The sequence below is a fragment of the Paenibacillus sp. Soil787 genome (assembly GCF_001429545.1).
Lineage (GTDB): Bacteria > Bacillota > Bacilli > Paenibacillales > NBRC-103111 > Paenibacillus_E.
In genome coordinates this window covers 684,836-697,274 of record NZ_LMSP01000001.1, presented here as the reverse complement: position 1 = coordinate 697,274, position 12,439 = coordinate 684,836, and the positions used below count along the sequence as shown (strand labels likewise).

The 12,439-nt window shown below is 45.3% G+C and carries 13 protein-coding genes; 2 read left to right on the top strand and 11 right to left on the bottom strand.

The window, feature by feature from the left end; translation table 11 throughout:
* Positions 1–148 precede the first annotated feature (148 nt).
* Positions 149–757 carry a hypothetical protein gene (locus ASG93_RS02740; RefSeq protein WP_156410767.1) on the top strand — a complete coding sequence of 203 codons (609 nt, stop codon included), beginning with the start codon at positions 149–151 and terminating at the stop codon, positions 755–757.
* A gap of 866 nt (positions 758–1,623) precedes the next feature.
* Here the strand turns inward: ASG93_RS02740 and murQ are convergent.
* Genes murQ through ASG93_RS02705 form a run of 7 tightly spaced genes read right to left on the bottom strand, consistent with a single transcriptional unit; the run spans position 1,624 to position 8,646 of the window.
* Entirely contained in the window at positions 1,624–2,535 is a 912-nt protein-coding gene (gene murQ / locus ASG93_RS02735; protein ID WP_056828569.1) for an N-acetylmuramic acid 6-phosphate etherase, read from the bottom strand.
* 39 nt (positions 2,536–2,574) lie between these two features.
* On the bottom strand, positions 2,575–3,597 hold the full coding sequence (locus ASG93_RS02730) for an N-acetylglucosamine kinase (RefSeq protein WP_056828567.1): 1,023 nt from the start codon (positions 3,595–3,597) through the stop codon (positions 2,575–2,577).
* A 1-nt stretch (position 3,598) separates the two neighbouring features.
* Positions 3,599–4,423, bottom strand: coding sequence for a carbohydrate ABC transporter permease (locus ASG93_RS02725; protein WP_056828564.1), 825 nt, complete (start codon positions 4,421–4,423; stop codon positions 3,599–3,601).
* 47 nt (positions 4,424–4,470) lie between these two features.
* Positions 4,471–5,400 (bottom strand): carbohydrate ABC transporter permease, encoded by a 930-nt coding sequence (locus ASG93_RS02720; RefSeq protein WP_056828562.1) that lies wholly within the window; start codon positions 5,398–5,400, stop codon positions 4,471–4,473.
* Positions 5,401–5,430: 30 nt separating this feature from the next.
* Positions 5,431–6,732, bottom strand: a complete 1,302-nt coding sequence (locus tag ASG93_RS02715; RefSeq protein WP_056828560.1) for an ABC transporter substrate-binding protein — start codon at positions 6,730–6,732, stop codon at positions 5,431–5,433.
* A gap of 41 nt (positions 6,733–6,773) precedes the next feature.
* Positions 6,774–7,796, bottom strand: coding sequence for a serine hydrolase domain-containing protein (locus ASG93_RS02710; RefSeq protein WP_063891742.1), 1,023 nt, complete (start codon positions 7,794–7,796; stop codon positions 6,774–6,776).
* Positions 7,789–8,646 (bottom strand): MurR/RpiR family transcriptional regulator, encoded by an 858-nt coding sequence (locus ASG93_RS02705; protein WP_056828558.1) that lies wholly within the window; start codon positions 8,644–8,646, stop codon positions 7,789–7,791. Before ASG93_RS02705 ends, ASG93_RS02710 begins: the two co-directional genes overlap by 8 nt.
* Positions 8,647–9,145: 499 nt before the next feature.
* Here ASG93_RS02705 and ASG93_RS34765 point away from each other — a divergent pair, with 499 nt between their 5' ends.
* Positions 9,146–9,310 carry a hypothetical protein gene (locus ASG93_RS34765; protein WP_156410766.1) on the top strand — a complete coding sequence of 55 codons (165 nt, stop codon included), beginning with the start codon at positions 9,146–9,148 and terminating at the stop codon, positions 9,308–9,310.
* A gap of 213 nt (positions 9,311–9,523) precedes the next feature.
* On the opposite strand, the gene ASG93_RS37040 is transcribed toward ASG93_RS34765, so the two are convergent.
* From ASG93_RS37040 to ASG93_RS02690, 4 genes are all read right to left on the bottom strand, one after another.
* Complete coding sequence (locus ASG93_RS37040; RefSeq protein WP_082614663.1) at positions 9,524–9,643, bottom strand: MerR family DNA-binding transcriptional regulator; 120 nt, start codon at positions 9,641–9,643, stop codon at positions 9,524–9,526.
* A 105-nt stretch (positions 9,644–9,748) separates the two neighbouring features.
* Positions 9,749–10,597: an SDR family NAD(P)-dependent oxidoreductase gene (locus tag ASG93_RS02700; RefSeq protein ID WP_235550706.1), complete on the bottom strand. Its 849-nt coding sequence runs from the start codon at positions 10,595–10,597 to the stop codon at positions 9,749–9,751.
* A gap of 111 nt (positions 10,598–10,708) precedes the next feature.
* Entirely contained in the window at positions 10,709–11,476 is a 768-nt protein-coding gene (locus tag ASG93_RS02695) for a YheC/YheD family protein (protein WP_056828556.1), read from the bottom strand.
* Positions 11,477–11,659: 183 nt separating this feature from the next.
* Entirely contained in the window at positions 11,660–12,001 is a 342-nt protein-coding gene (locus ASG93_RS02690) for a hypothetical protein (protein WP_056828554.1), read from the bottom strand.
* Positions 12,002–12,439: the final 438 nt, after the last annotated feature.

The window sequence follows — 12,439 nt, the reverse complement described above, 5'->3', positions numbered from 1 at the left end:
TCGATTTAGCTATTTCCCGAGCAATGAATGAAGAGCCAACATACATTTTTATTCCTAAATGATTGAGGCGTCTTGTTTTTAGAGTAAAATGTATTTGTTCAATATTTACTTAAAAGACTAATTTAGGAATTCGAGGCGAGTAATGGAGATGCAAAAGCAAAAACACAAAGATAAATGGAACGACCTCTTTGAACTAGCCCTGTATGCGACTGCTGCAGTCTGCTTGGTTTATTTTTGGTTGAAAGGCATTCCTGCAAAAATGTTTCAGGCCGTTTTGATCGTTGCCGTACTGCTGATCATCCGATTCGTGGTCAAAATCACAAAAACAACAATGTTTGCTGCGTTGCGGTTTTCCGTTCTATTGTTCATTTTTGTCTCCATGTTTATGGCAAACGAGTTTGGATTTTATAAAGTAATCCCTTACCTGGATAAAATCGAGCATCTCTTTTCGGGCTTGATTCTTTGCTTCGTCGGTTTATTAGTTTATATGAAAGCAAGTAACGGCGAGAAAGAGGCCGCGCCGAATGCGCAGGTTGCCGTGTGGTTTTGCCTTTTCTTTTCCACCGCCATGGCCGGCGTTTGGGAAATCTACGAGTATACGACGGATGGTCTGTTCGGTCTCCATTCCCAAAATGGTAGCTTAATCGACACAATGACAGATATCATTTGCGGTACCATAGGCGCCGTTGCGACCAGTATTTATCTAGCCTTCAAGGCGAAGCGGAAAAAAATGCCTCTGATTGACGTTCAATCCTGACTCGTGATCAGGTATATCCATTCAGACAAAAAAAAGACCAACCTAAAGTTTGAATGACTTAGATTGGTCTATTTTGCTTCTATTTAGTGTTATACCTCAGTGTACTACTCAATCCACGGACCACATCAGGCGCCTGAATCCTACTCCCATTGGATCAACTCCAATGAAAGTAGAGATTTGGCAGCATGGAATCCGATTTCATTGGAATATTTCCAATGAAATTGCATTTTTCGAAGCTTATGAGCCGATTCCATTGGAAATATTCCAATAGAACTATTCATTTCATGCTGATTACCGATCCGAATGTTCCAGCTAATCTTATCGTTGAATCCCGATGGTAACAATTTCGCAAGGACCTATCGGTAAAGAAATTTGGCCTTCGGCGTCAGCTTCAATGCTCGGGCCGTGTACTTCCATAATCGTACTCTTATAGAAGGAGTCTCGCGCCAATTTCGCTGTATCCGGGCCTCCGAGACAGCCTTTTCTGCCTTCTAAGGGGTAAGCTTCGCATACCCCAAACCCAAAACATATCAATACTGGCGTGTTGAGAAAAAACCTAAAGCCCCGCCTCAGGTCCTTTTATGTAACGCATACTTTTGGCTCATGAAGAGGGGCTGGGATACGGTTCCAACCAATTCTTGAAATCCTCTTATATTGTAAGCGCCTTTTCAACTCTTAACGGACAGCTCGCGCGGCGGTAGTAATGCTGGTTCGAGCCTCTCAACATGAAACCCTTTCATTTCTATTTTCATTCTTTAACACTTATCCACAGATCGGCATCTTTCATAATTTCCTATACAATAATAAAAAATGCCTAAACTGAATACTATCAGCCTAGGCATATAATGTTTAAATAGAATGGTTTCTTATTGAGCTTGTTCAAGCTGCTTTACAGCATTACCGAAATGATCATTTACTTGTACAAGCGCATCCAAAGCCTTCTCGCGGCTTACGCCAAACATCAGCATCAAAATGGCGACTCTTGCATCTCCCTTGGCTTCCATTCCGACGCGGCGGGCTGATTCTTCATCTGTGCCTGTCGCCTCTTGAATAATCCGCACGGTACGATCCCTGAGCTTCTTATTCGTCGCCTGAACATTTACCATCAGATTACCATACACCTTGCCCATCTGAATCATCACGGTCGTGGAGATCATGTTGAGAACCATTTTTTGCGCAGTTCCCGCCTTTAACCTTGTCGATCCTGTTATAATCTCAGGCCCGACAGGCACCTCAATTGGATACTTCGCTACTCTACTTAGCTGCGTATCCCGGTTACAGCTTATGCCGATCGTCGATAGACCCAGCCGGTTAGCCTCTCGTATGGCGCCAATCACATAAGGAGCGGTTCCGCTTGCTGTAATGCCGACGACAACATCACCAGCCCGTGCAACATCTGCTATCGCACGTACACCAGCTTCCTCATCATCTTCGGCGTTCTCTACAGCTGAACGAATGGCTATTTCGCCTCCAGCAATAATGCCGTTCACAAGTTCTGGCTCTACACCGAACGTAGGCGGACATTCGGATGCATCTAGAACGCCGAGACGACCACTGGTTCCAGCACCGATATAGAATAGTCGACCGCCGTGAGTCATGGCCTCGACCACCGCTTCAGCTGCAGCAGAGATTTGCGGTAAAGCTTCGTTTACGGAATGAGCTACCGTTTGGTCTTCTTCATTCATAAGCGTCACGATCTCCCGAACAGTCAGTCGGTCAAGGTGACTAGACTTTGCATTTCTCTGCTCGGTAACCGCTTGATTCACTTGTTGTACCACGTTACCTTGCCTCCTTTGTATCAATACGTTACTTAGCATCTATTTACGGAAGATAAATGCTGCCATTCGTTGTTTCATGACTTCCGTTAATTCGAAGCCACGCTCCTGTAAGGCAAGTAGATAGGCTCCAATTACTGGCGGGCGTTCGAGCAGCCGGACATCGAACATGCCGGACTGTATCAACGGTGTTTGCATAAAGCGTTTTTCGAACATTTGGTCTGAAAATAAGCCCCCCGTTATCACAAGAGGGATTGTTTTTCCCACTAAGTGATCATGGCTATCGCTTTCCTCAATCGGCTGTTGTTCCCCCATGGAGGCTATGACCGTCTTTACGAGTTCTTCTAGCTCTTGAATCGCTTCTTCCACGAGCTTAACAGCAATCGGATCTCCATCTGCTGCTGCCCGCATGACAAGCTTGGAACCATCCGCAATCATGGTCCGTACATTGTCCTGGCCATAAATCGTGTTGATCAATTGCCCCGGGTGCTGCAAGGACCAACGCTCAAGAACTAACTCCGTCAAAGCTGTAGGCTCACCTCGACCGTCATACGCTCGCATAACTGCAACAAGCGCTTTCCGCCCAAGATCAAACCCGCTTCCTTCATCGCCGAGTAAATAGCCCCAGCCTCCGACTCTTACAAATCCGCCCGTCGCTGGATCAAATCCATAAGCGATCGAGCCTGTGCCTGAAATGAGCGCAATGCCCTTCTGTCCCCAAGTACCGGCGGCCAGAGCGGTCACTGCATCATTGTGGACGGTGATCGGAACACCTTCCGGCAATTCCGTTTGCAGCCAGTCGCTGATTCGTTTCCGGTCTTCGGGACGGTCACTCCCAGCAAGTCCGAGGAAAATCCCGCCTAACTGGGACATGTCCGTACCCGATTGGTCTAATACGTCCCGGATGAGTGTGAGCAAAACTTGCTGAACATCCTCCCATGGACGGGACTTCACACTGCTGGATTCTCCGCGGCTTTCAGCCAAAATGCTGCCTTCCGCATCACCGAGAATGCAAACCGTTTTGGTCCCTCCGCCGTCAATGCCAATATATCTAGTTTCAGCCATATTATTTCACCGCTCCTGCCGTCATGCCTTCCATAAACTGTTTCGACGCTAGGAAAAACATGACGATCATCGGCACGGAAGCCAACGTGAGCCCGGCGAATAGCATACTTAAATCTGTAGAATACTGTCCGAAAAGTGACAGCATGCCCACCGGTATCGTCTTTTTCATATCGTCTTGGATAAAAATCAGCGGGAAAAAGAAATCGTTCCACGCCATAATAAAATTCATAATCATGACCGTCCCCAGTGCAGGGCGAATAAGCGGCAGCAATACGTGCCACATAACACCGAAATCCGAAGATCCATCGATACGCGCTGCTTCCTCTAGCTCCTTCGGCAGCGTTCTAAAAAAACCAGTTAAAATCAAGACAGCAAGCGGCATTCCAATCGCTGTATAGACGCTAACGAGCGACCAAACGCTATTCAAAAGAGCTAGCTTTTTCATCAATAAGAACAGCGGTACGATCCCAAGCTTAATTGGAATCATCATGCCTAAAAGGAAAAAGAAGAACAGCAAACCATTCCAACGGAATGGATATCTGGCGATATAAAACGATGCCAAAACGCCAAACAGCAAAATCAAAACGACGGAAACGCTACTAACCACGACACTGTTCCAAAAATAAGTTCCAAACGGAATTTGATGGATTAGCTTACTATATGCCGTAAACGATATAGAAGTCGGAAGCGACATCGGGTTTTTCAAAATCTGGATATTCGTCTTGAAAGAGGAGGTCAGCATCAGAAAGATCGGATACAAACTGACCAGTGCACCCACGTACGCCGCAGCATATTGGAGCCCCCGAACGGATTTGTTGGTTTTCATGTCTGCCTCCTAATATAGGGATCTTTGGCGTAGTCCAAAGTCTCTCATTATGAATGAGCCGATTGGTTCCTAGTGAAGTATAGAAAGAATGCGGAAATGGTCGCGATAATGAAAAATAGGACTACTGCCAATGCCGAACCCAGGCCCAATGCGACCGAATCGCCGCCAGACGAGCCGCCAAACGCAATCCGATAAAAGAACACAGCAAGCGTGTCGGTGGAGTTGTAAGGTTCTCCTTGCGAACCTTCCATGGCATAGATGAGTTCGAACGCTTCGAAAGCATGAATAAAGGTAAACACAGTTATTATAATTAGTGACTGACTCATCATCGGCAGGATAATGGAACGGATCAGGCGAGAACCTTTTACTCCGTCCAATCTGGCCGCTTCAATAACTTCTGTCGAAATAGCGTGTAAACCTGCGAGAAATATCAACATGGAGAAACCTACGCCAAACCAGCTGTTGACGATTGTAATGGAGGTTAACGCATAAGCCGGATCCCCGAGCCAAGGCTTAGCCCACGAAACCAGGCCGATCTTTTTGAGCAGTACATTAACAATACCGTTGTTCGGGTTCAACATGAGTTTCCACAAAAAACCTACGACGATGACAGAAAGCAGTCTCGGTAAAAAGTAAGCCATTTTCAGAAAGTTCGAACCCTTAAGTTTGCTGTACACAAAATAAGCGAGCACGAACGCAATCACGTTCTGAACAGCCATTTCAACAGCAAAATAATAAAGATTATGACCAAACGCATTCCAAAATAAATGGTTGAACGGTTCTTTTGTAAACAGGCTCACAAAGTTGCCCAGCCCCACAAACTCCCCGCGGGTGAGACCCTTCCAGTCATAAAAGCTGTAACCGAAAGCCGAAAGGATCGGATAGATCACGAAAAGAATGTAAACTGCGAGGGCAGGAACCGGGAACAGATGAACGGCTCCCTTTTTCCACCAAGACGATTTTGCAAAGTTATTCATGTGCCCCCACCCCTCTTCTTAAAAATAGATTTATTTCTTAGGCTTGAACCATGTATCGGCACTCTTCTGAACTTCTTCCGCTACTTGCTCCGGAGTCAGTTTGTTTAAATACATGCCTTGAATTGAGTTTTCTAATGTAGCTTTGGTTGTAGGGTTGCCTGCATTGAAATAGACAACGGATGCGTAAGGTGTAGAAATCGTATCTGCATTCTTAGCAATTTTGGCTACAAGCGGATCTTTCGCCGCTACACCTGGGATTGTGCTTGGTTTTTGCAGTTCATTTACCGCTAGAGCTCCAAACTCTTTCGTAGTCAAAAACTCCATAAATTTCAGAGCTTCCGCTTTATGAGCAGATTTCGCATTCACTGCAAAAGAGCCGTCTACCCAAGTCGTAACCGTTGCTTTACCATCCGCTTTCATCGGCGGAACTGGGAATACATCCATCTGTAAATCTGGATTCGTTTTCTTCATAACGGCATATTCCCAATCGCCCATGACCATCATAGCGGCTTGCTCGGAAACAAACATGTTTCTCATATCATCCATACCGATCCCTACATAATTATCAGGGAAGTACGGGGTCATATCTTTGAGCATTTTAATTGAACTTACATATTCCGGGCTTTTGAAATTCGCATCGCCAGCAAGTATCTTCTTAATGAAATCAGTACCGTAAACGGACGGTGCAAGTGTACCTTGAGTCAGGGAAAGAATCCAACCTTCCTTAGAGCCGAAAGCAAACGGAGTTACTTTATTTTTCTTCAAAGTATCCGCCGTTTTCAACAACTCATCCCACGTTTTAGGCTCTGAAAGATTATATTTTTGGAAGATTTTCTTATTGTAAAATACTTGCGTGGAGCTGAATACAGTCGGTACGCCGTAGACTTTACCATCTGATCCTGTAGCGGCCAGCAAAGTGTCCTTCGAGAATACGTCCATTCCTTTGAGGCTGGTTAACGGCTCTAAATAACCGGCATCTGCTAACACAGCACCTGCCGCATAAGGACGAAGATGAATAATATCAGGGCCATTTCCACTTTGCAGGCCTGTGTTTAGGGCTGTATTGTATTCCGTATTTTTAGTCGGCTTGAAATCGATATCGATGTTCGGGTTGTTTTTCTTAAATTCAGCAATGATTTTAGCATAAGCATCCGCATCTTCCGTACGCCAGCTGCCCATTGTCAACTTCACTTTTTCCTGAGGTGCTGCCGATGGCGCTGTACTAGCTCCACCAGGGGTTGCGCTAGGAGTTGCGGTATTGCTGCTGCAAGCGACAAGCATGGAAGAAGCAGCGACCATAGTTAATAATGCCCCACTGAATAAACGTTTCATTTAGAAAGCCTCCCTTTAATGTTTACTTATCTATGTTAACCTCATGATAGAAATGAGGACAAAACCGCTTCATGCAAAATTGGACGCAGCTCCCGGATCTTGTTGTTTCGGCCCAAATGAACGGCATTGGTAAGAAATACGACGCTGATACCCTGTTCGGGCGCAACCCACAAGCTCGTTCCGGTAAATCCTGTATGACCGAAACTACCTGTAGGCCAGCTTTCTCCGCAGCTAGGGACGTCAGCGGAATCATCCTTGAGTTCCCAGCCAAGTCCGCGGCCGCGTACTGGAGCCGAAGTAGCTTCTCGCATCAGCGATGGCGGAACAATATTCCACTGCTCCGGCTGTAACCACCATGCCGCATAGCGTGCTAGGTCGTCCGCTGATGCGAATAATCCCGCGCTGCCGGTAACACCGCCGAGGTGGAAGCTCTTTTCATCGTGAACTTCACCGATGATGTAGGCTCCGTCTATCAGCTCGGTTGCGGCAATGCGATCTTGAAGTTCGGAGCCGGGGTTAAAAACCGTATGCCGCATATCAAGTGGATCGAATATATGCTGCTTAACGAAGCGATCCAACGGCTCGCCAGACACACGCTCTATAATGATCCCAAGGAGGATCATACCGAGATCACTATACAGCTTTTCCTTACCTGGCTGAAATAAAAGCTCTTGCCCCAGAATTTCCTCGATTAGGTTTGGCCGAGCTGCTTTACGCGGAAGGTAAGGTAAATCCGGCGGCAGCCCGGACGCATGCATCAATAGATGACGCAGCGTGACTTGCGGGTGGCGGAATGCAGGCAAGTAAGCCTGCACGGAGCTGTCCAGCGACAGCTTCTCTTTGGCCACTAGTACCAGAATGGCTGGAAGCGCAGCGGTTACCTTCGTAAGGGATGCGATGTCGAACATTGTGTTCAGACGAATCGGATGTTCCTTTGTGCCGTCGGAGAATGCTCCATATGATTTTTGGTATCGAAAGCGGTTCGATATCGTAATGTCTAGAACAGCGCCTGGCAAGAGCCCATCGCGCACCCATCCTTCCACCAAGCGATCCACTTTATCCATTGCGTTTTCCCGCCATGACGGCTTGCCGCGTCTTTTCTAGAGATTTGATGCTTTCCTCATAATGACGCCCTGCGATTCCGGCGTACAAAATATCGATCACATTCAATTGAGAAATCCTTGAGGCCATCGCCCCGCTGCGGATACTCTTCTCTAAAGTGCTTATAAATAACTGTATATCCGCAAGCTCCGATACCGGATTGGCTCCAAACCGGGTCAGCGTAATGACTGAGGCACCGTTGTTCTTAGCAATAGCCAGCGCGCGAATCATGTCTTCGGTTTGGCCTGAATAAGAAATGCCGAAGACGACGTCACCGGGAATTAGATTGGCCGCAATAGTTGCTTGAGCATCAAAACCTGTGCCGATTTCACACCAGCGATTAATACGCGTTAACTTTTGCATAAAATCCTTCGCGATAACCGCTGAAGCACCTACCCCGAACACGCCGACTTTTCTTGCGCTGCTCAGCGAATTAATTGCTTTTTCTACACTTTCCGGAGAGAGTACCGTTAAAGTATCTTGGATTGAAACAATATTGTTATTGGATACTGATTTAATGAGATCTACGATAGATCCGTCGGTACGGATTTCTTGGTACGATTCTGTAGGCAGCGACGATTGTGATAAATCACCCGCGATCCTCAGCTTCAGCTCTCGAAATCCTTTACAGTGAAGGGAGCGTGAAAGCCTTACAATTGTTGCTTCGCTTACGTCAGCAAACTCTGCCAGCTTCTGCACGGAAAGGCTGACGACCTGTTCCGGATGCTCCATAATATATTGTGCGGCCTTGCGCTCCATGGGCTTTAAGCTCCCCATCGCCTCTTCTATACTTACTAATCCACCTTTTAACATGGGAGTCACCCTCTACGGTTTCATGTGTAGCTTTGAACTTGCATACCCTTATTATAGATTTTTATTTCACTTTGTCTATACATTTCTGAAATTTTATTTCACACTAAACCATAAACATACAAATAAACGGACCTGTTCGCATCTTTTGCGATAGGACCGTTTTTTGTTATACTAATGTGTTTTTTATTGCATTATCTTAGGAACATGAGTTATGTAGTATCTGGATTTAATTGGATATAAGCTAAAATACGATCAATATCATTGGAGAAAATCCAATAGATTACTTGTTCAGACATGAGAAATCGTACTTTCATTGGAAAAAATCCAATGAAATCCAAAATTCCCCATTCGTGTCATCTCTATGCGCAAATGAGTAAAACAGTGGATAAATTCCAATGGATCAAGGGTATTTCCAGAAATTCACTTCAACTGCATAGGTCATGTTAGGAAGTAAAGCGGTCTTCAGCTTCAATTCTCTTCTGGAATAAGTAGGGTGATTGTGTCTACTTCCTCCGGCGCCAAACGGATGCTGGCAGCGGCGAGGTTCTCCTTAAGGAAATCGATGCTGGCTGTCCCGGGGATTGGCAGCATCCGCGGCGAGGTTAGTGATTTTAACCTGGGTGAGGAAGATCAAGTCGAGACCGGCCTGAATGATGCTTTATGAGGTCCTGATAATGTATAAGTTTAAAGTCCATTACAGCCAAAGCATCTTGCATTTCATTTATCTTTTATGTTCATAAAGTATGCTGTAGCAGCTATCGTAATCATGAGCGGATGCCAAGGTCATATACCGTTCAATTTCCTTCAGCGGCATGTTGGTTCTTTTTAGCTTCGTCACGAAAATTATACGACCCTAATCTTCCTTATCGTATTCACGTTACCCATTTTTATTGCGCCTTATTGTAGGCATCAGTCCGATTTTCTCATAATAACGTATCGTATCATAACTGAGTCCAGTCTTTTCGGATATCTCAGCGATTGAAAATGTTGGCTCCATTCTTCTCCTTCTTTCTATGTAATTTGGACAAGACGCCTGTTCACTCAGACGTCTTTATTCCAAAGATTTTACTTTATTATTATCTCGGAAAAGACTTTTTTGCGCTCAGGCCCTGAACTTTATATGGGTCATTTCCTCACTAATTTGCCAAAGTCGTTCCGCAAAATCCGGATCGATCGCCCAAGGAAGTACGCCAATAAGCGTTTGCCCCATTCCTTTCAGATCAAAATCAGGAATGACTTCGGCGATATCGGCATCTAAACAGTAAACGCCTCCTTTACCCTCAAGCTGAGGACTGGTCGCGTACCAAACGCTCGTAGCCGCTCCCTGCTCAGTAGTCTTATATACTCCACCTATTGCACTTTCTTCCTCTGATAAAAATCGCGCCAAATCAGTCATAATTCTGCCAGGATGAACAGAGAAGGCGTTGACACCGTGTTCTTGACCGCGCTTGTCCAGTGCAACGGCAAAAAGCGCGTTAGCTGACTTGGACTGGCCGTAGGCCTTCCATTTATCGTATTCCCGTCGTTCGAAATTAAGATCCTCAAAATCAACGCCACCGAAGCGAACGCCAGTTGAAGAAACAGAGACTACCCGCGCGCTTCTCGCCTGTTTCAAGGCCGGCCAAAGCCGTAACGTCAACTGGAAATGACCCAAATGATTGGTTGCAAATTGGGATTCGTAACCGCGCGCGTCACGTACTAGCGGAGGAGCCATGATGCCGGCGTTATTGATCAAGATATCCAGCGGTCGTCCAGAGTCCAGAAACCGCTGCACGAATGCGTCGATTGAAGCAGGATCGATTAGATCCATCTCCTCCAGCTCAACCCGAGGGATGCCTGCAACCGATGCGCGAGCTTTCTCTGGTGTACGTGCGGGTACAATTACTGTCGCACCTGCTTCAGCCAGAGCGCGGGTTGTTTCAAGTCCGACGCCTGAGTACCCGCCAGTCACGATGGCGATTTAAGTCTCGAACCTTCGCAATGTTAGAATACGCGATGAGAAAGAAAGCGAGTGGCAAATGCTAAAAACCCACGAAGTTCGCGGGTTAAGTTTGAAGCCTATTCACTTTCGTCTTATCTTGCCGGCTCTTAAAGATTTTAAATATGAATTTCTAAGGAACTTAATCTGTCTATACATGGTTTTATCGCTGAGTTTTCCAAACAAGCCATGGGAGGGATAGTCAAAATTCACTTCAATGATCCATATCCTACGATGTTGATCAACAGCAAAATCGATGCCTATTTGGGAAGAATACTTGTAATAGTTGAATCGGTTACAAATACGATAGCTTATACGAATTAGTTCTTGAATCATTTTTTGCTGCTCATTCTTGGATAAACGAAGTGCTGCGGATAAAGCATTTCCAATTGGAGTCGCATATCCTCCTCCTCTATTCACATTGGTAATAACGCTAGATTGTCCCGCAACTTTGGCTAACATTCCCGAATACTGCCAGCTATTTTGTGAGTTGCGCATCATCATAACTCTGATATCAAAAGGTCTTTCTTTGAGTTTTGCTAAATCAATTGTTTTTTGGATGATATAAAGGCTATTTGATGATTGTTTTCGAACAGCGTTATAGGTGGTTTCTAGCGTTCTACAAGTTTTGACATTCCCTTTCACTTTGACTATTCGATATTGTCCATTCGCTAACCAAGTCTTGATGATACCTTTACCCATATGGGACATATTCGGTTTGATGTAAACCGAGTGATACCGCCTCATGAACTGAAAAAAAGAATTCCGATTCAATACGGATGTCGGCGGCAAATAGGAACGGATATGACGATCCTTAGAAAAAAATAAATGTAGACCTAACTTACCAGGCATTCAATCCCCGCCTTCATTAGAATACGCTATTTTTTTACAAAAAAAGGCCACCTAAATGGGTAGGTGGTTTAGAGGAATCATGAGTCTGACACTGTTATTTATATGTCGAATTCGAGAATTTGTTCCATGATCACCGACCACTTTGCTCACGTGAGGCAAGCGGTCCAGCTATTTCAAAGTCGCTTATTGTTGATCGTCATTCATTTCGTTATCTTGTTCGTTTTGCTCTCCGTCTGCTTGTTCTTGTTTCGTGATTTTTCCAGTCTGTTCTGCGTCATTTGCAACCTCTTGATCCTGACCATTGGCATCTTCGGCAACTTCTTGATCTTGATCTTGTTGTTCTGTATTGTCCGCTGCTTCTTTGTCTTTTTCGTTGTTACTTACCTGATTTGTCATCATTTGTGGAGATAAAGTCCCCACTGTATTAGCAAATGCTGTTGTATGTAACAGTCCAACAACACCGCTTCCTAGCACTAAACTTGCTGCTGCTGTACCTACAATGATCTTCTTACTAATCAATTTCATCGTTTCATTCCACCTCATCAATTGTATTTTACTTACACAAATAAGTGTATCCACAATCTCTGATAGTACTATGAATGCCGTATGAGATTTAAATAAGGATTAACGACTCCGTCGTCCTTCTGGAACGAGCGCGTTTGTCAAGGTAGATGCGGAGCAAAAGTATAAAGATTATACTTTCTTAGCTACGAACAGATAAGTGCGAAAAACGCTTACAGTAGGAGCTTTTCGAGCCGAAGCTCGTCGGCAGTGTCGGAGATGTCGGAAATCGACTTCTCAGCTGACGCCCGTGCTAATTAAGCGCGGAAAACGCGCTTAATCATGCTGCCTCGAACAGATAAGCGCGAAAAACGGGCTGTCGATTAATTGTGGACAGTTTTAAAGTGCACGGACACATGGCAGAGAATGTATATGATTTTTCGGATACATATACAGAATCAG